This window comes from Xanthobacter sp. DMC12, from assembly GCF_056314105.1.
Map to the genome: position 1 here is coordinate 310,533 of NZ_JBQUYZ010000006.1, position 20,370 is coordinate 330,902.

Genomic DNA, 20,370 nt, shown 5'->3' on the forward strand with positions numbered 1-20,370 from the left:
CGGAATTTGGAAGCGGTATTCTTTGAAAAAGGCCGCGCCGGTCGAGCGGCGCGGCCTGAGGGTTCGGATCAGTATCCGCCGGTCTTGCCGGGCACCCAGGTGGTGCCCGCCAGCGGCACGCCGGCCATGGCGGCGGCCTCTACGGTCAGCGCCACGAGGTCTTCCGGCTCCAGATTGTGCAGGTGGCTCTTGCCGCAGGCGCGGGCGATGGTCTGCGCCTCCAGCGTCATCACCGAGAGATAGTTGGCGAGGCGGCGGCCGGCCTTCACCGGATCGAGCCGCTTGGACAGCTCGGGATCCTGGGTGGTGATGCCCGCGGGGTCGCGGCCCTCGTGCCAGTCGTCATAGGCCCCGGCGGTGGAGCCCAGCGCCTGGTATTCGTCTTCCCACTGGGGATCGTTGTCGCCGAGCGCGACGAGGGCGGCCGTGCCGATGGCGACCGCGTCCGCACCGAGCGCCAGCGCCTTGGCCACGTCCGCGCCGGTGCGGATGCCGCCGGAGACGATGAGCTGCACCTTGCGGTGCATGTCGAGGTCCTGGAGCGCCTGCACGGCCGGGCGGATGGCGGCGAGGATCGGGATGCCCACGTGCTCGATGAACACGTCCTGCGTCGCCGCGGTGCCGCCCTGCATGCCGTCGAGCACCACCACATCGGCGCCCGCCTTAACCGCCAGCGCGGTGTCATAATAGGGCCGCGAGGCACCGACCTTCACATAGATCGGCTTCTCCCAATCGGTGATCTCGCGCAGCTCCTCGATCTTGATCTCAAGGTCGTCCGGGCCGGTCCAGTCGGGATGGCGGCACGCCGAGCGCTGGTCGATGCCCTTGGGCAGGGTGCGCATGGCGGCCACACGATCGGAGATCTTCTGGCCGAGCAGCATGCCGCCGCCGCCGGGCTTGGCGCCCTGGCCGATGACGATCTCGATGGCGTCGGCCTTGCGCAGGTCCACCGGGTTCATGCCGTAGCGGGACGGCAGGTACTGGTAGACGAGGGTCTTGGACTGCCCGCGCTCTTCCGGCGTCATGCCGCCGTCGCCGGTGGTGGTGGAGGTGCCCACCGTGGACGCGCCGCGTCCCAGCGCTTCCTTGGCCTGCGCGGAGAGCGCACCGAAGCTCATGCCGGCGATGGTGACGGGGGTCTTCAGCGTGATCGGCTTCTTGGCGAAGCGGGTGCCGAGGGTGACCTCGGTGCCGCACTTCTCGCGATAGCCCTCCAGCGGGTAGCGCGACATGGAGGCGCCGAGGAAGAGCAGGTCGTCGAAGTGGGGCAGCTTGCGCTTGGTGCCACCGCCACGGATGTCATAGATGCCGGTCGCCGCGGCCCGGCGGATTTCGGCCAGCGTCGCCGGATCGAAGGTCGAGGAGAAGCGCGGCGGGGTGCGCGGCGTATTGTTGTGGGCGGTCATGGGGTCCTCACCCGGAAAAGTTCGAATGCGGTCGGTGCGTCCCGCCCGTGGCGGGGGCGACGGCGGCGCGCGTCAGTAGGCGGACGCGTTGTCCACGTGGAAGTTGTAGAGCTGGCGGGCGGAGCCGTAGCGCTTGAACTCCGAGACATCGACCGTGCCTTCGAGGCCGGCGGCCTTCAGCTTCTGGGCGAGGAGCGCCTTGTGCTCGTCCCGCAGCTCCTTCTCGATGCAGTCCGCGCCGAGGCTCTTCACCGTGCCGCGCACGAAGAGCTTCGCCTCATAGAGGCTGTCGCCCAGCGCCTCGCCGGCATCGCCCAGCACCACCAGGGAGCCGGACTGGCCCATGAACGCGCTCATGTGGCCGATGGAGCCCTTCACCACGATGTCCACGCCCTTCATGGAGATGCCGCAGCGAGCGGAGGCATTGCCATCCACCACGAGCATGCCGCCGTGGGCCGTGGCACCGGCCGACTGGCTGGCATCGCCGCGCACATGCACGAAGCCGCTCATCATGTTCTCAGCGACGCCCTGTCCGGCATTGCCATGGATGATGACGGAGGCTTCCGCATTCATGCCGGCGCAGTAATAGCCGACGTTGCCCTCGATCTCGACGGTCAGGGGCATGGCCAGCCCCACTGCCACCGCGTGGCGGCCGTTGGGGTTCAGCACCCGCCAGCGGCGGGCGTTGGATTCGGCGGTGGCCTTGTGGAGGGCCTCGTTCAGCTCGCGCAGCGGCGTGGTGGCGAGGTCGAAGGTCACGTCCGGCGCAATGGCGTTCACTGTGCGCGCTCCCAGAAGTACACGGTGGCGGGCTCGGGCTCGAAAACTTTGGCCTTGGAGATGCCGGGCAGGTCAACCAGAGCCCGATACTCCGAGCCGAAGGCCACATACTGGTCGGTCTCGGCCATCACGGCGGGCTTGCAGGCGATGGGATCGCGCAGCACGCCGAAGCCGCTCTCGGTGCCCACCACGAAGGTGAAGAAACCGTCGAGGTCCTTGAGGCCGGCTTCCAGAGCCTGCCCGAGGGAGGCGCCTTCCCGCATCCGCCAGGTGAGATAGCCGGCGGCCACCTCGCTGTCGTTCTCGGTCTCGATGGCGATGCCCTCGCGCTTCAGCTGACGGCGCAGGGCATTGTGATTGGAAAGCGAGCCGTTGTGCACGAGGCACTGGTCGGCGCCGGTGGAGAAGGGATGGGCGCCGGCGGTGGTCACTGCGCTCTCGGTGGCCATGCGGGTATGGCCGATGCCGTGGGTGCCCCGCATCTGTGCCAGGCCGAAGGTCTGCGCCACGGAGGAGGGCAGGCCGACTTCCTTGAAGATTTCCATGCGCGAGCCGGTGCCCACCACCGCCACCTCGGGATGGCGCTCGGCGAGGAAGGCGCGCACGGCGGCCTCGCGCACCTGCGGGATCTCCACCACCGCGTGGGTGCCATGGAGAACGAGGCCGGGCATGCCGTTCGCCGGGCCGGACAGGCCGGCGGCGAGGCCCTCGAAATCATAGCCCCGTGCGGCGCGCAGGGAGAGCTTCACACTGTCCTTGCCACCTGCGCCGTAGACCGCGAAGCCCGCGCTGTCGGGGCCGCGATCTGTCATCACGCAGAGCATGGACGCGAGCATGGCACCCAGCTCGCCCTCGAGCTTCGGGTCCTTGAGGAAAAGTCCGACGATGCCGCACATGGCGTTCGATTTTACTCCATTGCGGGCCGCCGCTGCGGCCTTGTCACAAGGAGTACGCCCGTTCGCCGGGGGCGTCAATTGGAAGGGAATATAATTTTCTCTGGAGGAAAACTTTCGCGATCGCCAGGGGCACGGACCCGCCGGCTCAGTGCCGGTCGCGGCCGTAGACGATGATGGAGAGGTAGGTCATGGGCGCCTTGATGAGGTCTTCCGGGCCATGGGCCGCGCCGGAATCGAACATCAGCGCATCGCCGGGGCGCAGGTGATAGGTGCGGTCCGCGTGGCGGTAGAGCACCTCGCCGGAGAGCATGTAGATGAACTCCACGCCCGCATGCCGGAAGCCGGTATAGGGCGCCGCCTCCTCGGTGAGGGTGATGAGATAGGGCTCCACCACGATGTCCCCGCCGAGGCCGTGGCCCAGCAGCTCGTACTGGTGCCCGACCTTGGTGCCTCGCCGCTCGATGATGACGCCCTGCTGCGCCTTCACGAAAGAGCAGTCGCGCCGCTCCTCGAAGGCGGAGAAGAGCGTGGTGAGCGGCACGTTGAGCGCCTTGGAGATGGATTGCAGCGTGGCGAGGGAGGGCGAGATCTGCCCGTTCTCGATCTTCGACAGCATGCCCACCGAGATGCCGGCCGCGCCCGCGAGATCGGAAACCGTGAGGTCCAGTTCGCGGCGGATGGAGCGCACCTGCACGCCCAGCGCCTCTTCCAGCGTGACCGCCTCGGCCGCCGGCGCCCCGGAGCCGGTGGCGTAGTCCGCGGCCTCCTGTTCGGTGCTCTTCACCTCGGCGACGCTCTTCATCTTCCGCTCGGCCACGCCACCCCCCGTCAGTCCCGGCTGCTCCCGACGGCCGCGATCTGCGCCCTGACGGTGCTTTGCCGGCCATTGTGCCAGTTTCCGCGCAAGAATGCACCGCGCCGTTGGCGGCGCACGCCATGGCAAGCGGAAGGGGAAAAAGACGCCGCGCCCGGCGCCCTGCCAACCGGCCGTTCCGCCGCAAACCCGCGTCCGCGGCTTCCGCTCGGCACGGACAAACCCTTTGCCCCGCAGGGTTCGCGCCGACCGCCGGAGCTGTTTGTCCACAGCCCCCGCCCACCGCCGCCGCGACAGCGCGCCGGCTCTGGACACGGCCCGATTTCCTCCCTATACACTCGCCGCTCCGGAAGCGCTGACGCCTTCCGGACCCGGGCCTAGGCCCGGCGGATGCCCAGGTAGCTCAGTTGGTAGAGCATGCGACTGAAAATCGCAGTGTCGGTGGTTCGATTCCGCCCCTGGGCACCATTTGCCTCCTGTCAGCTCCAATCACCCGCGATCTTGTAGCATATAACGGCGTTGAAATCACGTCGGAATTTCGTGCGTCTCCCCATCTGTGGGTGCTTGGCAGGTGCTATTCCGATCAGGCCATATCGCTAATTTGTTGGCCTTGACGTTGGCCTCATCGGAGAATCAGCTCCTCCGAGGCCAACAATCAGGCGCTCGACATGCCTCTTTCCGATACCGCGTGCCGGACCGCCAAAGGGCGAGAGCGCGATTACAAGCTCTCCGATGGCGGCGGGCTTTATCTGCTGGTGAAGCCGAACGGCGCCCGCCTTTGGAATCAGGCCTATCGCTTCGCCGGTAAGCAGAAGAAGCTCTCGCACGGATCATATCCCACCGTCTCACTCGCTGATGCGCGGGAACGGCGGGAGGAGGCCAAGAAGCTGTTGGCCTCGGGCGTTGACCCCCAGGTCACTAAAAAGGCCAACAAGCTCGCTGCGGTGATGTCCGCGGAACATACCTTCGGGACCCTGGCGGCGGAATATCTGGCTCGGCTCGAGGATGAGGGAGCGGCTGCCGCCACGATCAAGAAAAGCCAGTGGATGCTTGTTGACCTGGCTGGGCCGTCGCTAGGGCTGCGGCCCATTGCTGAAATCACTCCCGCCGAAGTGTTGTCGGTTCTCCAGCAGATCGAGCGCAGCGGCCGGAGGGAAACAGCTCGCCGGTTGCGCAGCATGATCGGCGCGGTGTTTCGGCTGGCGGTTGCCACCTTGCGCGCGAGCGGCGATCCCACGTTCGCGCTCCGTGGCGCCCTCAAGGCGCCCAAGGTGCAGCACCGAGCTGCGATCACTGACGAAAAGCGCCTCGGCGCGCTCCTGGCGGGGATCGACGCCTATGATGGCTGGCCGACGTTGCGCTGTGCTCTCCAGTTCGTGGCCCTCACGTTCGCCCGGCCCGGCGAGGTAAGAGGTGCAATTTGGGATGAAATCGACGTCGAGGATGCCGTCTGGCACATCGACGGCAGGCGAACGAAGGTCCGCCGGCCGCACGACGTCCCGCTTTCCCGACAGGCCATCGAGGTGCTGCGCGAGGTGAAGCTGGTCGCCCGCACGAGTTCGCTGGTTTTTCCGTCCATCCGCTCGAATGCCCGGCCGCTGTCCGAGAATGCGATGAACGCTGCTCTCCGTCGCATGGGCTACACCCAAGCGGAAATGACCGCGCACGGCTTCCGGTCCAGTGCCAGCTCCATCTTGAACGAGACCGGCTTCCGCTCCGATGTGATCGAGGCCTCGCTCGGGCACAAGGACGACAACGAAATCCGCCGCGCCTACAACCGGGCGCAGTATTGGCCGGAACGCGTCGAACTTATGCAGTGGTGGGCCGACCATCTCGACCGGCTGAAGGGTGGTCAGCCATGAGCGGGGCAGAGAAGGCGGGCGCGGGGAGCTTGGCGTCGCTATTCGATTACCCCGTCGCCCCGCACCCGCCCGACGATGAAATCGTTGCTTGGCTTGCCTATCTGGCCGGGGTCGACGTGGCCGAAATGCAGGCCGATGTTGAACGCGGTGGCCCTTTAGCCGTCGCGGTGGCGCGCCTGATGGGATTTCAGAAGTTTCGGCCCGTATCGCCACCTCCACCGAAAAAGAGGGGGGCGCCCGAAGACTTCGGCCGCGATCACCTGATCAACCGTGTCGTCTCCGAAGCGATGGACCGAGGGTTGAGCAGGGCAGAGGCGATAAAGGCCGCGCCGAGAAAACTACTCACCTTGGGCGTGCACAACAGGCATAGCCCTCCAGCGCCACTTACTGAAGCCAGCATCAGGAGGGCGCTGAGGCGATATCCGCGCATATGGCTTGATCCGCCGGAGAATGCGAGCGGACATTAAATTTTGCGCTATTAACGTTCGCGCGCAGGGGATTTTGTGAGCAGCCAAGGGACCTTTCCTGATAGGAGGAACTTGGCATGCTCGGCGTTCGTGAAGTCCAGCCCCCGGCCACCGCTTCGACCCCCTCCCGGACGCTGCAGCCACCGAACCAGGCGCCCGGCAGCGCGCGCGCCTGCTCCGTCGCAGATGGTGCAAAATACCTCGGCGTTTCGGAGCCGACGCTTTGGCGGATGCTCCGGGATGGGCAGCTTGCGAAGGTTCGCCTTCGGAACCGGACCCTCGTGCGCTACGCCGACCTCGACGCGTTGCTGGAGGCTGGCCGGTGAAGACTGGCGCCCCGCATCGCCGGCGTGAGCCGAGCGACGCTGTACAAGTTCGCGCACAGCGGCGAGCTGCAGCTGCGCAAGCTCGGCAAGAAAACCCTCGTGGAAACGGCCTCCCTCGCCGCCCTGATCGCTGCGGCGCCGGGCTGGCGGCAGATGCCGCACGCCGTTGCAGAGCCGCAGGACGCCCGTCGGCCCGCGGCCAATTCTGCGGAATGCGCACGCCCCGCGGCGTAATGCTCTCGCCTTCCTGGCGCGGAAGGGCTGCGGCTTTACAGCATCGAGAAAGATGAAGCCGGCGCGCTCGGACAAAGCGCACCGGCTTCTAAATAAAACCTTCAGCAGTGAGATCATGATGAGCGAAAGGGACAAGAAAGTCCAGCCGTCGTTCGACGAGGCTGTGACCGCCCTCCGCAGCGAAAAGGCGACCACCACGGCCGTTGTGCCATTTCCGCTGCCGGCAAGACTTCCAGATGGCGACGCTTTCGCGCGTATCTGGGCACTCGGTTATCATCGCCTCTGTCCAATAATCCCGCCAGGCGCGCCCATCAGCAATCGGTCGTCGCTCTCCAGTCGGCTGGCCAGGGGCGACGACGCCCGGGGCAAGATGCCGGGCGTGAAGTGGCCCGACGGCAACTGGTCGGGTTTCGACTTCGTTGCCCACGAGAGCACGCCCGCCGATCTGCCGCGCTGGCAAGCCATGGGCGCCGGCGTAGGCGTCAAGACGGGCCGGGGGCTCGCACTGATTGACGCCGACGCCACCGACCCGACCGCAGCTGCCATCATCGCGGCTGCCATCAAAGAGCACTTCGGCCATCTGCCGGCCCGCATCGGCCGCCCCCCGAAGGCCGGCTATCTGATCCGGGTGGAAGACGAGTTTCAATACGCCCGCATCGAGTTCGGTGCAGCCAAGCAGAGCGGCGGGCGCGATCGGGTAGAGATCCTGTACGAGGGCCGGCAGTTCGTCGCCCACGGCATCCACCCCTTCACCAACAAGCCCTACTACTGGCCCGAGGGTATGCCGGCGCTGGCCGATGTGCCGTCCGCCACAGCGGCGCAGCTGCTGGCCTTCCTCGAAGCGCTACGGCACCTCCTTCCCGCCGCGAGTGCGGTCAATCGGGAGGGCGGGGCCGCCGCCCCACCACAGGGGAGCCTCCTCGGTGAACTGGACGCGGTGCGCGCTGCAGTGGCCGTCATCCCGAATAATGAAGGCAAGTTCGAAGCCCGAGAGGACTATCTGAAGATAGGCTACGCCATCCGGGGGGCATGCGGCCCGAACCACGAGGCCGACGGCTTCGCGATCTTCGCGGAGTGGTGCGCCCGGTGGGAGAGTGAGCGCGATCAGGACAACGAGCCGGAGGTGGTCGCCGGAGATTGGCGCCGCATGAAGCCGCCATTCAAGGTCGGCGCTTCCTGGCTTTTCGAACAGGCCGAGCGCTTCAGCGGCGGCGTATTCAGCGCTGCCGCTGCATCGGCGGCCTTATGGCTCGATCCCGCTGGCGGAGAGCCGCTTTTCCCGGAAGAGCCACAGGCGAAGTCTGTCAGTCCCGCGGCAAGGATCCAGCCGACCTATTTCGAGTTCCCGGCCCCGCCGTCAATTGCGCCGCGTCGGAAAGTGTACGGCACCCACTACGTTCGGTGCTACGTGTCCACCACCTTGGCGCCGACCAAGGTCGGAAAGACGTCGCTCATCATCGCCGAAGCGCTGGCAATGGCCTCCGGCCGGCCGCTCCTTGGTGTGCCCGTCCACGAAGGCCCGCATCGCGTCTGGCTGTGGAACGGCGAAGACCCCGCCGACGAGGTAGACCGGCGCATCACCGCGGCCATGATGCACTATGGCCTTACAAGGCGCGACTTAACCGGCACTGACGGCAAGTCTCGCCTCCTGCGAGACAGCGGCCGCGACATGGAAATAATGCTGGCGAGAGCGGGCCGGTCCGGCGCTGAGATCTCCAGGGAGACCGAAGACACCCTTGTCGACCAGATCCGCCAACACGAGATCGACGTCGTGGTGGTGGACCCGTTCGTCAATTCGCACTCGGTGCCCGAGAACGACAACGGTGCAGTCAATGAGGTGGTCAAGGCATGGAACCGCATCGCGGGACGAAGCAACGCATCAGTTGAGTTGGTGCACCACACCCGCAAGCTGAGCGGCGCCGAAGCGACCATCGAAGCCGGACGCGGCGCGAGCGCGCTCATTTCGGCCGCGCGTTCGGCCCGAGCCCTGTCCCAAATGAGCAAAGAACAGGCGCCACGCTACGGCGTCGAGCCCGACAATGCTTGGCGGCTGTTCCACTTCTCCGATGCACAGGGGAACCTCGGACCTCCGGCCGGCGGGTCCGACGATTGGATGCGGCTCGAAGGCGTCGCGCTTGGAAATGGACCAGGCGAAGGCGCCGAGCGCTTTCTCGGAGGGGATAGCGTCGGCGTCGTCGTCCGCGTCGGCGCGCTGACAAGCACTGTGCAAACGATGCGGCAGGACAAAATGCGCGGCGAGCGCGAGGTTATTGCCCACGCTGCCTACGATGCTCTCGCGGGTCGGTCAGTTGCGAGAATTACTGAGATCTGGCCAGGCGTCCGGGAGCGGGCCGGGGACGCCTTGCTGCAACTGACCTCCGAGAGGAGGGTGCGCGAAAAGCTGAAGTTGGTCCTTGCTGGTCAGGGCGTGGCGATCGAACGGGACGGACAAATTGTCAATCTGTCGGTCGCGCAGGCCGGGACCGGCGAGAAAGCGCCGTGGTGCATTTACGCGAAGGCGGCAGATCGAGGCGGGCAGTCTGATGCCCTAACGAACGCGTCGGACAGGTCGGACGAGCATGGACAAAGCTTATATGTCCAAGCGCAAGTCATTGATTCCAAATAGTATTCAAGTTTTCCCCATGCTCGGACAAGATGGACATGGCTACTCTGTCCGTCCAAGGGAAAAACGCCTGCAATTTCAATGCTCGGACGCTCGGACAGCTTGGACCCCCTACGGGGGACACGTGGGAGCGTCCAAGCGCTCCCAGTTCCCCCCGGGCGTAATGGCCGGCGTCCTGCGGCCGCGAGACAGGAAACGGCGTCAGGCCACACCGCGTGCGGGCGGGCGGACAAATCGTCCGGCTTGTTCGCGCGCGGGTTTCGACAGGACAACCCGGGCCGGAGAACCCCGCTCCCAGAGAAGGCCAATGCGCCGCGCAGCGATGGCGCTTAGCACCAGCCCAGGAAACGGGAGCTGAATGGATGGATAAGCATTAGAGGCGGACCAATTGTCCGCTCGAATGAGAACGGCCAAATTCGCGCTTATATCTTGGGTTGGCCAATCATTTGAGCCTTAAGGCAATTGAACCGGTTGCAGTTGCAGAACCTATGTCGGCGGAGGCCAATTCCGCGGTAGTGCAGGGGCTCCCGTCGGGAAGCGTGTCTCCGCCTCTCGACGGGAATGTCGAACGCGCTCCAACTAGCAATCTGCCGGGTCGCCCTCGGCATTTCGAGGGCGTGGGCCGGACATGATGTCCGGCCGGGCCGCCGAACAATGCACCGGCAATCGCTATCGTCCATCCGTCCGCTTGCTGGGCGGCTAGCTGGAAGGCTACCCGCACGAAGAAGGGAAAAAAGCTCGGGGCGTCTCCGTGTGTTCAGCGCGCAATGGCGGCAAATTCTCGCGCGTCGCCGGGCTGGGTCGAGGTCGATAGGCCGACGCTGGCTTTATCGAAGCGCGGGCGCTGCCCTTTGCAGGATGGGCGCGCTGGAAGCCATTCGGGCCCAACGTCTACGGCTTGCCGCGCGCCAGCCGCCCGGCTAGTGCGCGCTCCGGCGTGCTCGCGGCCGTCGGGGCTCATTGCGGTTTGCCGAGACCCAAAGGCACCCGCTCCGGCGCGCGCCGCCGCGGCTCTAGGCGAAGAGGACGACAGGCCGTCTTCGATTGAGTGGCGCGCTCCGGCGGGGACGTTCCCGCCTGGCTGATTAGGTGTGCCGCGTTCGAAGTTTCCGCGCCAGCCAGATCCGCCGTGCCCGGAGCTTTGCCGCCTCGAGCTGCTGTTGGTCGTGCTCCGGTGTTCCCGGGTCCGGCGGGCGCTTTGACTTCTCCGCGGCCACGAAGGCGTTCAGATCGTCTTCGTCGACCAGGACGGGCCGGCCCGGGATGAATGGAAGCCGCCCCGATAGACGGAGGCGTTTCACCTTCGCGGTTGAGCATCGCAGTAGGTCGGCAACCTCCGCCTCAAGGAGCAGCTTACCCATGGCGCGCGGCCCGGGGGCGCGGCGCTTCCCGCGCCGCCGGCTCCTCAGGACTGTGGGCGATCGCGTCGAGAGCGAGGGCGCGCACTTCCGCGCTGTCGGTGTGCAGAGCAATCGCTAGAAGTTCCTCACGCGCCTGACGCCGCGCGCGTGGCGTGATGGGCTCTTTCAGCTCGGCGGCGATTTCATTGATGAAGCGCCGCTCCGTCTCGGTGGTGGCCTTTGCTAGTTCCATGGTCCCGCCCACAGTTTCGACTTGGACAGTGAAGGTGTTTGCATGGAAAATATCTGTATGTCATCAATGACTTAGTCGACATACGGTATCGACAATGTCGACAGAATTGCGCCTTCGGTCTCTGAAAACGACTGACAACTTGGTAGCGATGGCCGGATTGACTTGTGGGGTGGCTGCACTCGCCGGCGATCCTGGCTGCAGCCAGCCCGCGCGGGCGCTCGATTTCCAGCCTGCGGGCGCGGTCTCGCTTGCCGAGCGGCCCTGCCGGTCGCCTTGTCCGGGCTGGCGCCGGATTTGTCGTCGACTGGTCGATTGGTCGGCGGACGGCGTTTCGCCCGCCACGGCGTCCCCTCTCGCGGTGATCGTTGGGAACATCGAGGAGGTAGTATGGTGATTCGTCAATAGAAAATATTCGGCGAAAATGTCTTATATTGTCGATCGACGTCAGCCGACAAAGTCGAAATAACTTTGTTTGACATGAGAAGTCATTGCTCAGTAGTTTATTTTCGGCTCGAAAAGCCATCACAGTGCATAGTCAATTGTGGTCGATTGACCATCTCCTGGCTTGTCCGGGGTCCGCACGCGCATGTCCAGGGCGCGAGCCTAAAGGCGTGCGGGGCCGACTGTGTGGCTTTTTCGGCCCCGGACCAGCGCCGTCGAAAACGGCATACAGGAGCGCACGCAATGGGCGAAGTCATTCCATTTCCGAACCGCGAGCCGCTAACCGTCCGCATTCGGCGCATGCCGATCGCCGAGGGTGGCTTTCGCACCAAGGCGGAAATTCTGCACGGCACAGATACGCACAAATGGGCGATCGTTGAGGCCCTTGTGCCGAGGGAGCGGGCGCCTGACGTGATCGCCGCCATCTACGAGGTTGCGGACAGGTCGTAGCCTACAGAGCTACGGCCTGCGCAACTGTCGTGAAGCGTCAGGCGCAGCCTGCCGCTTCGCGATCTTCGCCACCGTGGCCCGGCTGCACCCGGTCGCGTCTTGGATCTGCGACCATGACAAGCCCTTTGCCAGCATCGCCGCGATGCTGGCGTTCCGCTTCGCGTCTTCGGGCCGTCCCGTATATCGCCCTTCGGCCTTGGCCTTCGCCTGGCCCTTCGCCTGCCGCCGGCGCCGGTCTTCGTAATCCTTGCGCGCCACCGCGGCGAGGACGTCCAGCATCATCCCGTTGACGGCAGCGAACATGCGGCCCGTGAAGTCGTCGGCCGGCACCGCCAGCATCCACGACGTGGGCAGGTCCAGTGCCACTACCCGGACCTGGTGCGCGTCCAGCTCTGACCGAAGTCGAGCCCAATCCGCCGTCGTCAGGCGGGACAGACGGTCCACCTGTTCGATCAGGAGCACGTCGCCCGGTTTGCAGTCGCCAAGGAGCCGGAACAGCTCCGGCCGGGCCAGCTTGGCGCCGCTCTCGTTCTCGACATAGGCCGCGGCGACGCGAAGCCCCTTGTCGGCGGCGAATGCCTCCAGATCCGCACGGGCGCGCGATGCGTCCTGTTCATCGGTGGAGGCGCGAAGGTAGAGGCGAGCGAGCACTGGGCCACCCAATGGTTCATTTTGGATGGTTCATATATGACTGGTTCACTTTGAATTATCAAGGGCTATTTAGTGAACCAAACTTGGGCCGGTTTGATATGGGCATACCCAAATCGAACCGGGGATGGACGGGCGCCGCGGCATGTAGGACGCCAGCCGAAGCCGCCCGTGCCGGGCCCCATCGAAGCGTCACCGGGGCCGGACGGGGAACGGGATCACGACCGCCGATCCGCTCGGCCGGGCCATTTGCTGCGGTAGCGGTGCCCGGCGGCTCTTCTCCGCCACCGGGGCTGCGACATGGTCCCGTGCCATCTCGGCGAGGAGGCGCAGGCGCTCCGCCTTCGCGGGCGTGCAGCCGGCGCTCTTCACTTCGTCCGCCAGGACAGCGAGCGCGGCCAGGGCGCAACGGCGGTTCGTTTCAAGGTTGATATCAGCGCGCATGTCAGTCTTTCCCTGTGGTGGTGGTGGTGGTGGTGGTGGTGGTGGTGGTGGTGGTGGGGTGACGCGCGTCGCCACCCGGTGCCGCACCCGGCCGCCCCCGCCCCCTGGGGTCAGTCCGCGCGCTGCGGCAGAAGCAGCTGCCGACGCCCGTACAAATTTCCGCCCGAAAAACCGAACCGGACAGCCCTTCCGAAACGTCCGCGGCGCCGCTTCGACCGCTCGAGGTCGCCGGCCCAAGATCGATATCGGCGAGCATGTCGATCCTCCCCCGTGGCGTTGGCGCGAAACTCGGCGAAGCCACCCCCGGCCCGCCCCCCGGGGGCACTCCGCCGGCCTGTTCGGCAGCAGCTGGCGACGCTCGTACAAATTTGCGCCCTTCCCAACTTTTCGGACAAATCGTCCGACGTGCGACCCCATAAAAGCGACATACACTGTATGTATGTCACCAGTTAGGTCATGTGTTCTAATAAATACACGGCAAAATTCAATAAAATGAACGTGCCCCGCCGCGAATTCAATTCCGATTTCGAGAATTATGGGCTATGTTTGCATCGGAGAATGAAAGAGGCCAGCCGCGTGAGCGCTTACCCCAACCCGGAATTCGACTTCGATGAAGAGGCGGAGTGGTGTGCGATCCACTTCGGGAACGCTCTCAAGATGCATCGTGAGATTGACATCGCCTATTATCTCAACGAAGCGATTGAAAGTTTCCAGAAGCTTCGGAACGCGAGCAAGGGCCGTCTGCAGTTCACCAATGCGCAACGCGATGCCTTGCTGAAGGGGCTCAGCGCGGCCCACCTCAGCGTCAATTTGAACTGTTCAGGGCGCGCGCGGGAGTTCTTCATTCCTGCCGTTCGCTCGATCCAGGAACTTGTCGTCCATTTCGCTCTGCCTCGCGAATGTCGTGTCCGGGCATCGGATGACGAGGCCGATTTGATCGCAATCATGCGACTCGGCCAGAACACCGCCCGCAATTTCATCATCATTCACGAAATGGAGCGCCGTGAGGAGCGTCGCCGCGCTTCGCGGCCTGAAGAGGGGAAGCAGCCATGACGCAGCCGAGTTCGGCAGCAACGACGAACCCCTTTGCACCGTTCGCGCCTCTTCCGCCACGGCGGCCGCCGGCTGACCCGAACCCGTTCGATCAGTTTGACCCGCCGCGGACGGGAACGGGCGCGCCCGATCCGTACCTGCTGTCTGGGCCGCAGCCCCGGCCGTCGGCCCCCGCGTCCGGCCCCGCGCTGCTTCCGCCCGGTTTTGTCCTAGATCCGCCTCCGGCCACGCAGCCGAACCCATTCGCGCAATTCGTCGAGCAGCCGCGCCGCGCGGCCGTCCCGGCGCCCTCCGCGGCGCTGCCGCCCGGGTTCGTTTTGGACGCACCTCCGTCCGCTCCCGTGCGGGCGCCGGCAAATGTCTTCGACCAGTTCGATACTCCAGCCCCTGCGCTGCCGGTGGGCGCAGCGGAGCCGAACCCCTTTCTGCATTTCGTCCAGCAGCCGCGGGCCTCCGCTCGGCCAGCGCAGTCCACCGCGCCCGCCGCGAATGTCTTCGATCAGTTCGACACCCCGGCCCCTGCGCCGGCCCCGGCCGGCCCGCGCCCGGCCGCCACGGTCCAGGCCGAGTACGACGCCAAGCCGTGGTACGCCAAGGCCGGGCAGGCGGCGGACGACGTCGTGCGGTTGCTCGCGAACGGGATGACCTTCGGCTATGCCGACAAGCTGGCCGGTGCGATGGGCGGGCAGGGCGCCGACGCCGAGCGCGCCCGCACGCAGGAAGCGCGCGACCGGTCGGGCTGGGCCGGCACGGCCGCCGAAGTCGGCGGTTCCATGGCCGTGCCGATGGGCGCGGGCGCCACGCTGGTGGGCCGCTTCGGCACCGGCGCGATGCAGGGCGCCGGCGGGCTGGCGGCGCGCATGGGGCTCGGCGCCGCTGAGGGCGCTGGCTACGGCGCGTTGAGTGCGGCCGGTCACGACCAGAACCTGTCGGACGGGGCCATCGCCGGCGCGATCTTCGGCGCAGCGGCGCAGCCCGTCGCCCAGGCGGCCACCGGATTGGTGGGCAACATGTTCGGCGCGCTCAACCGCCCGCCGAACATTCCGACGCCCGATCAACTCCGCCAGGCCGCGGACGCGGCCTACCACGCGTCGGAGAACGCCGGCGTCGTCTTCACGCCGCAGATGGTCGATCGCATCCGCCAACGCGTGACGGGAGAGCTTGCGAATTACGGCTACCATCCCGAGCTGCAGCCGGGCGCGCGGGTGGCCCTCGGCGAATTGGATGCGCTCGCCGGTCAGAATGTCTCGCTGAAAGGGCTCGATCAGCTACGCAAGATCGCCAGCAACGGCTATCGGCCCGATAACCGGTCCAACAACAGCGTCGTCAACATGCTGATCGGGGCACTGGACGACGCGATTGCCAATCCGCAGGCCGGCGACGTGCTCGCTGGCGACGCTACGCGCGGCTTGTCGGCGCTCCAGGAAGCTCGCGGGCTATGGGGGCGGCTGGCGAAGTCGGAGACGGCAGCGCGGGCCATAGATCACGCACGGGACCGGGCCGCAGTGACGGGCAAGGGCGGCAACGTCGACAACGCCACGCGGCAGGAGATGCTGCGGCTATCGCAGAACCCGCGGGGCTTCACGGCCGATGAACTCGAGGCGCTCCGGCGGGTCATCATGCCCAGCGCCACGCAGAACACCCTGCGGGCCGTGGGCGCCTTCGCGCCGACGGGCGTCGTCAGCAGCGGTATGGGGCTCGGCGTGGGTGGCCAGCTCGGCGGCATGATCGGCGGCCCGGTGGGCGCCGGGCTCGGCGCGGTGGTCGTGCCTGCAGTCGGCTGGGCTGCGAAGCGCTCAGCTGACCGCATGACTGCGCAGAACGCCGACGAGCTTGTTCGCATTATCCGCGCCGGCGGCACCCGCGCGGCGGCCGTTCCGTCGCCCAACGCTGCGCAGCGCGCCGCGGCCGTGAGCCGCGACGAGCTAGCCCGGGCCATAATGATGGACGGCAATCGGTATTGATCTCGTCTGCCGCGCGCCGGTCGATTGCGCCGATCGAGAGGCCATGGCTGCTGCGCCAACTTCGTTGAATTAAGACGAGAGGGTGCTGAAACCGCCGCCCTGCTGATGGGTTGTCAGGTGCGGAGGCAGCACGTTCCCGCCGACGGGGACGAAGCGGCAAGATGTGGAGGGCGCTGCGGTGGACACCCATACGGATCAATGGGGGCATGACCGCGGCCGGGAGGCCGACAGCCCACTTCAAATCCAGCGCCGGGGCTGGCGCGACATCCTAATACGGGTCCTCCACGAATTCTTTGACGACCGGGTCCTGAGCCTGTCGGCAGGCGTTGCCTTCTACGCGCTGCTCGCGATCTTTCCGGCTATCAGCGCCCTCGTCTCCCTGTATGGCCTGTTCCTCGACCCCGCGGCACTGCGGGACCAGCTCGACGCGGCATCGTGGTTCCTTCCGTCGGGAGCAATCGACGTCATGAAGGATCAGGCGCTGCGCGTCATGTCGCAAGGCTCGGCGACCCTAGGCTTCGGTTTCGTTCTGAGCTTCGGGGTGGCCCTGTGGAGCGCCAACGCGGGCACCAAAGCGATGATCGAGGCGCTCAATATCGCCTATGAAGAAGAGGAGACCCGCTCCCTGGTCGGGCTCACGCTCCTGACGCTCGGCTTTACGCTTGCGGCTGTGGTGTTCGCCTGCATTGCGCTCGCGGCGGTGGTGGCGCTGCCGCTGCTGCTGAAGGCACTCTATCTCGATGCTGCTGCGGAATGGTTCGTCTCGCTGCTGCGCTGGCCCATCCTCGCGCTGATCGTGGCTGCGCTCGTCGCCGTTATATATCGCTACGGCCCTTGCCGGGCGCCAGCGCGGTGGAAGTGGCTCAGCTTGGGCAGTATGGCGGCATCAGTCCTGTGGCTCGCCATGTCCGCTGGCTTCTCCTGGTATGTGAGCCGCTTCGGCAGCTACAACGAGACCTATGGCTCGCTCGGCGCGGTCATCGGGTTCATGACGTGGCTGTGGCTATCGTTCAGCGTCATCCTGCTTGGCGCGGAGCTGAACGCCGAAATTGAGCAACAAACGGCCCGCGACACCACGACTGGTGCACCGCTTCCCTTGGGTGCTCGCGACGCAGAGATGGCCGACACCGTCGGCCCGAGCCATTAGCGCGAGGCCGCTCTCAGTCCGCGACGGCGAAGCTGCTGAGGGAGGGCCGGACGGCGATTGCGGTCCACCGCCCCCCGGTGTGAAACTTGGACAGTGGTAGGCGCGGTACGCTAGCGCAACCTAAAGCAGAGCAGCAAGATCCGGGCGCACATGCGGGAAGGTGGCGCCCGGCTCTGGGTCTGACCGAATGGAGGTCGAGGCAGACGTTTTGCTTCTAGCGGGAGCGTGGCATTGGAATACCCCTCAAATGAGGGATGGGCCGGGCGATCTATGGGTGGCAGATCGCCCGACTCTCGTCCGCCTCAGTGTCAGGGCAAGGGCGAACGCGCCAAGATGCCATCGAAAGCAACGGCCAATCAGTGCCCCCCCGGTTGTACCTCCAGCGCCCCTAATGTCACTGGGTTTGCGCTGGAACCATTCCCATGGTCGAGCCGGCTTCGTAGAATGCAACCGAATCGCTTGAGGGGGCAATTTTGTCGCACTCCAGTAACCAAAACGCGAAATGCCTCCTGCAACCCTTTTCTTGCAGCGGTGTTAACATATATATTAACAACGTGGCGTCGGCGCGGGGATAGGCTTCGTGCCGCAGCCGAAACGAGAACTGATTGAGGTGGGATCTGGAGCGGCAGCTTGGGTCTTGGTGACCCCGCGTGCCCATGAGGAATATCGAAGGATTTGCGATAGTGATCAAGAGAGAGACGTGCAGCGTGCGCGTTCGATCAATCGCTATATTCGAAGATATTGCGATATAGAGCGCCACAATCTCTCAAATCAGCAATTCAAGAAGCTCGGAACCTACTCTGACGGCGTCGGAGGAAAGGTAGATATCTGGGAATTTAAAGCCTTCGCGTGGCGCCTGTATGGGTCGGCATTGAATGTCAACGGAACAAAAACCTTTGTGGGCGTAAGGGTGGATCCTGACAAGAAGCAGGACCGAGCCAACCAGCAATTTCTGGAGCTGGCCGCGAAGGAAGTGGGGGCCTTGTCGATCTACCCGGGTCAGCAGGGCGGGCGGGGAGTGGGAGACAAGAGCGATGGAAAGCAAGGCCGCAAAGGGCGTTCGGGAAAGGGCGGAGGCTGAGCAAGACCTGGTGCTGAATGCCCAGTTCCTTCTTTTGGATGTGATGTCTGAAAAAGGCGTGACGCAGGCCGAGCTCGCGCGCCGCGCCGGACTTAGCCGGGCGCGTCTGTCGCAGTTGCTGCGCGCTGAGGCCAACCCTACCCTGCGGACCATTGCGGGGCTCTTCTACGCTCTCGGGGAGCCCATCGATGTTTGCCGCTTGGAGCGCTCCCAGTCTGCCATATCGGCAGAGGGGGGGGTGGGGCCTTGAACCTGCTCCCGAACAAAAATCCGTTTTTGCCTCGTCCTTCGCCAAGGGGCAGGTTCGCCATCTGAGCAGGCTCCTGTGCGTCAAAGTTGAGAGGGGAGTTGAGATTGCCCCGTCGTGCAACGACGACTACAGCGATAAGCGCCGCAGTGATTTGCAGGTAGCCTGATGGAACCGAAAGGCACCAATATTTCCGCCCCCACAGCCTCCGATCCAGATGATGGCGAGGCGAGGCGTCGGCGCTATAACAAGGCCGTCAGACAGGCGAGACTTGTTGCAATTCTGCTGACTTCGGTGAAGTTTGGGGCAAATCGTGATGTAGACTGGGATGGAGATCTTTCATCCTTCAATATGCAGTATAATGGAGAAGTTTCTCGCCTGCATTTTGATGCAGAAAAGGGAGCTCTTTTTGCCCGCATAGAGTGGGATGTTAATATAAAGTGTAAACGCAAAAGCTATGCGAAATGCGTCGCAGATTACGATGTCATTTACAATGGCTTTTCGGCAGACTGCGCTGACGTGGTTGATACTTTCGCTGATAGCGTTGCGCGTCCGGCGTCTTATGCTTACTTCAGGTCTCTTTTCTCTACTTTAGATTGGGGGGCCGAACTGAGGCTCCCTCCTCTTCCTGTATTTAAGGTACAGCCGAAAGTGTAGACATTAAATTTATTGATTATGATGAATATTTTTGCTTCGTATTGCGAAATTTACTTACACTACGCAATGGGAGTGGTATAAATGGCTAGAGAAGATCTTTTGCTATCAAGATATATTAGTGAATCATTTAGAAATTCTGCAGTCGCCGAGCATAAACTGGCTCACATAATGGCCGGGCAGGCATCTGAAACAATAGATGATCCTGATAATTACGAATTAATAGAAGCAACTGATACGTTAGATTATTGGGTGAGTAAAATATACGCAGATCTCGCAATTCTTGCCGAGCTTTTAAAACTACCATTACTTACCAAGCGTATTGTTGATGGCTCTCCTGTAGAAAATATATCAAGTATGGAGAATTCTCCAGACGATCCATTGCTTTATAGCTCTACCCTCCGCAGGGCGCGTGGTTTCTATCAGTCTTTGGCAACGATCACTGAAGGCGGGGCGGTCACGGGTATAAGCGTATTCGAGACATTGCTTAAGAATACACCGAGTATAATCCGAGAAAAAAACATTGAGCCTCGCAATGAGGCGGAGGTGCGCGCTGCGGTATATCAAGTTTTAGAGTTCGCCTTCCATGATGCGGTGCGCGAAATTCCGGTCGCCCAGGTGCTGAAAGTGTATAAGCCGGACATGGGTGTCCGCTCTCTAATGGCTGCGGCAGAATATAAATTTGCCGAGACGATGTCGGAAGTCAAAAAAGCTCTCGATGAGATCTACGCAGATATGAAGGGGTATGGCGGACACGATGATTGGCGGACATTCTTTGCAGTAATATATACGACTGACGCATTGGTGCACCAAGACAAACTTGAGGCTGAGTTTCGGGGGGTTAAAGCTGATACAAATTGGGTACCCATTATACTTGTCGGGAAGGGAGAACGGCAAAAAAAGAAAAAGGCCGTAACTAGGTCTGCATCGAGGCGTGTCGTGCGCAGTGCCGCCAGCGCTAGCTAGCCGGCCGAATTTGCCAGCAAACACAGAATCTCTGACGCTGAAGAGTGCCCGCCATTCATATAGGCTAGGCGCGGTCTTGCTGAACACCCCGCGCCACGATCTGTAGCGCGCCGGCCGGGAGCGGGCGCTGGAGTGCCTTCGCCTCTTGCCACGGCGCCCTCATCCAGATCTCGACTTCCTCGGGCTCCGTGAGGATGACCGGCATCGCCTTCGGGTGAATGCTGGCGACCGGCTCGCTCGGCTCGGTGGTGAGGAAGCCGAACAGGTCCGCGGT

22 protein-coding genes, 1 tRNA gene and 1 pseudogene are annotated in these 20,370 nt (G+C 64.1%); 14 read left to right on the forward strand and 10 right to left on the reverse strand.

Going from position 1 to position 20,370, the window contains the following annotated elements:
• Window positions 1-68 precede the first annotated feature (68 nt).
• The 4 genes from ACT535_RS21485 to ACT535_RS21500 all read right to left on the reverse strand — a co-directional run bounded on the left by ACT535_RS21485 (window position 69) and on the right by ACT535_RS21500 (window position 3,884).
• The gene (locus ACT535_RS21485) at window positions 69-1,406 is read right to left on the reverse strand and encodes an FMN-binding glutamate synthase family protein (protein WP_168456546.1); all 1,338 of its coding nucleotides are present in this window, start codon (window positions 1,404-1,406) and stop codon (window positions 69-71) included.
• 72 nt (window positions 1,407-1,478) lie between these two features.
• Complete coding sequence (locus tag ACT535_RS21490; protein ID WP_476365945.1) at window positions 1,479-2,186, reverse strand: protein glxC; 708 nt, start codon at window positions 2,184-2,186, stop codon at window positions 1,479-1,481.
• Entirely contained in the window at window positions 2,183-3,082 is a 900-nt protein-coding gene (locus ACT535_RS21495) for a class II glutamine amidotransferase (protein ID WP_168456548.1), read from the reverse strand. The genes ACT535_RS21490 and ACT535_RS21495 overlap by 4 nt, the downstream gene beginning before the upstream one ends.
• Before the next feature lie 145 nt (window positions 3,083-3,227).
• Complete coding sequence (locus ACT535_RS21500; protein WP_476365970.1) at window positions 3,228-3,884, reverse strand: helix-turn-helix domain-containing protein; 657 nt, start codon at window positions 3,882-3,884, stop codon at window positions 3,228-3,230.
• A gap of 404 nt (window positions 3,885-4,288) precedes the next feature.
• Here ACT535_RS21500 and ACT535_RS21505 point away from each other — a divergent pair.
• The 6 genes from ACT535_RS21505 (at window position 4,289) to ACT535_RS21530 (ending at window position 9,411) form a co-directional block, all read left to right on the forward strand.
• Window positions 4,289-4,364 (forward strand) — tRNA-Phe (locus ACT535_RS21505).
• A 200-nt stretch (window positions 4,365-4,564) separates the two neighbouring features.
• On the forward strand, window positions 4,565-5,758 hold the full coding sequence (locus tag ACT535_RS21510) for a tyrosine-type recombinase/integrase (protein WP_476365946.1): 1,194 nt from the start codon (window positions 4,565-4,567) through the stop codon (window positions 5,756-5,758).
• Window positions 5,755-6,225: a hypothetical protein gene (locus ACT535_RS21515; protein WP_476365947.1), complete on the forward strand. Its 471-nt coding sequence runs from the start codon at window positions 5,755-5,757 to the stop codon at window positions 6,223-6,225. Before ACT535_RS21510 ends, ACT535_RS21515 begins: the two co-directional genes overlap by 4 nt.
• A gap of 77 nt (window positions 6,226-6,302) precedes the next feature.
• Window positions 6,303-6,551 (forward strand): helix-turn-helix domain-containing protein, encoded by a 249-nt coding sequence (locus ACT535_RS21520; protein ID WP_476365948.1) that lies wholly within the window; start codon window positions 6,303-6,305, stop codon window positions 6,549-6,551.
• Between the two features lie 24 nt (window positions 6,552-6,575).
• Entirely contained in the window at window positions 6,576-6,785 is a 210-nt protein-coding gene (locus ACT535_RS21525) for a hypothetical protein (protein ID WP_476365949.1), read from the forward strand.
• 52 nt (window positions 6,786-6,837) lie between these two features.
• Window positions 6,838-9,411 carry an AAA family ATPase gene (locus ACT535_RS21530; protein ID WP_476365950.1) on the forward strand — a complete coding sequence of 858 codons (2,574 nt, stop codon included), beginning with the start codon at window positions 6,838-6,840 and terminating at the stop codon, window positions 9,409-9,411.
• Between the two features lie 1,082 nt (window positions 9,412-10,493).
• Here the strand turns inward: ACT535_RS21530 and ACT535_RS21535 are convergent.
• A complete protein-coding gene (locus ACT535_RS21535; RefSeq protein WP_476365951.1) occupies window positions 10,494-10,769 on the reverse strand; it encodes a helix-turn-helix domain-containing protein in 276 nt (91 codons plus the stop codon).
• Complete coding sequence (locus tag ACT535_RS21540) at window positions 10,762-11,001, reverse strand: hypothetical protein (protein ID WP_476365952.1); 240 nt, start codon at window positions 10,999-11,001, stop codon at window positions 10,762-10,764. The genes ACT535_RS21535 and ACT535_RS21540 overlap by 8 nt, the downstream gene beginning before the upstream one ends.
• 684 nt (window positions 11,002-11,685) lie before the next feature.
• On the opposite strand from ACT535_RS21540, the gene ACT535_RS21545 reads away from it, so the two are divergent.
• Complete coding sequence (locus tag ACT535_RS21545) at window positions 11,686-11,892, forward strand: hypothetical protein (protein ID WP_168462374.1); 207 nt, start codon at window positions 11,686-11,688, stop codon at window positions 11,890-11,892.
• Between the two features lie 9 nt (window positions 11,893-11,901).
• On the opposite strand, the gene ACT535_RS21550 is transcribed toward ACT535_RS21545, so the two are convergent.
• The 3 genes from ACT535_RS21550 to ACT535_RS21560 form a co-directional block, all read right to left on the reverse strand.
• Window positions 11,902-12,543 (reverse strand): recombinase family protein, encoded by a 642-nt coding sequence (locus tag ACT535_RS21550; RefSeq protein WP_476365953.1) that lies wholly within the window; start codon window positions 12,541-12,543, stop codon window positions 11,902-11,904.
• A gap of 189 nt (window positions 12,544-12,732) precedes the next feature.
• On the reverse strand, window positions 12,733-12,984 hold the full coding sequence (locus tag ACT535_RS21555) for a hypothetical protein (RefSeq protein ID WP_476365954.1): 252 nt from the start codon (window positions 12,982-12,984) through the stop codon (window positions 12,733-12,735).
• A gap of 1 nt (window position 12,985) precedes the next feature.
• Window positions 12,986-13,240 (reverse strand): hypothetical protein, encoded by a 255-nt coding sequence (locus tag ACT535_RS21560; RefSeq protein ID WP_476365955.1) that lies wholly within the window; start codon window positions 13,238-13,240, stop codon window positions 12,986-12,988.
• A gap of 236 nt (window positions 13,241-13,476) precedes the next feature.
• On the opposite strand from ACT535_RS21560, the gene ACT535_RS21565 reads away from it, so the two are divergent.
• The 7 genes from ACT535_RS21565 to ACT535_RS21595 all read left to right on the forward strand — a co-directional run bounded on the left by ACT535_RS21565 (window position 13,477) and on the right by ACT535_RS21595 (window position 20,096).
• Window positions 13,477-14,037, forward strand: a complete 561-nt coding sequence (locus tag ACT535_RS21565; RefSeq protein WP_476365956.1) for a hypothetical protein — start codon at window positions 13,477-13,479, stop codon at window positions 14,035-14,037.
• Complete coding sequence (locus tag ACT535_RS21570; RefSeq protein ID WP_476365957.1) at window positions 14,034-16,001, forward strand: hypothetical protein; 1,968 nt, start codon at window positions 14,034-14,036, stop codon at window positions 15,999-16,001. The genes ACT535_RS21565 and ACT535_RS21570 overlap by 4 nt, the downstream gene beginning before the upstream one ends.
• Window positions 16,002-16,179: 178 nt before the next feature.
• Window positions 16,180-17,148 carry a YihY/virulence factor BrkB family protein gene (locus ACT535_RS21575; protein WP_476365958.1) on the forward strand — a complete coding sequence of 323 codons (969 nt, stop codon included), beginning with the start codon at window positions 16,180-16,182 and terminating at the stop codon, window positions 17,146-17,148.
• 580 nt (window positions 17,149-17,728) lie between these two features.
• Window positions 17,729-18,229 carry a hypothetical protein gene (locus ACT535_RS21580; RefSeq protein ID WP_476365959.1) on the forward strand — a complete coding sequence of 167 codons (501 nt, stop codon included), beginning with the start codon at window positions 17,729-17,731 and terminating at the stop codon, window positions 18,227-18,229.
• Between the two features lie 43 nt (window positions 18,230-18,272).
• Complete coding sequence (locus ACT535_RS21585; protein WP_476365971.1) at window positions 18,273-18,479, forward strand: helix-turn-helix domain-containing protein; 207 nt, start codon at window positions 18,273-18,275, stop codon at window positions 18,477-18,479.
• Between the two features lie 165 nt (window positions 18,480-18,644).
• Window positions 18,645-19,133 (forward strand): hypothetical protein, encoded by a 489-nt coding sequence (locus ACT535_RS21590; RefSeq protein WP_476365960.1) that lies wholly within the window; start codon window positions 18,645-18,647, stop codon window positions 19,131-19,133.
• 81 nt (window positions 19,134-19,214) lie between these two features.
• Entirely contained in the window at window positions 19,215-20,096 is an 882-nt protein-coding gene (locus tag ACT535_RS21595; RefSeq protein WP_476365961.1) for a PD-(D/E)XK nuclease domain-containing protein, read from the forward strand.
• A gap of 64 nt (window positions 20,097-20,160) precedes the next feature.
• Here the strand turns inward: ACT535_RS21595 and ACT535_RS21600 are convergent.
• Window positions 20,161-20,370: pseudogene (locus ACT535_RS21600) on the reverse strand (SOS response-associated peptidase); the annotation flags it as partial.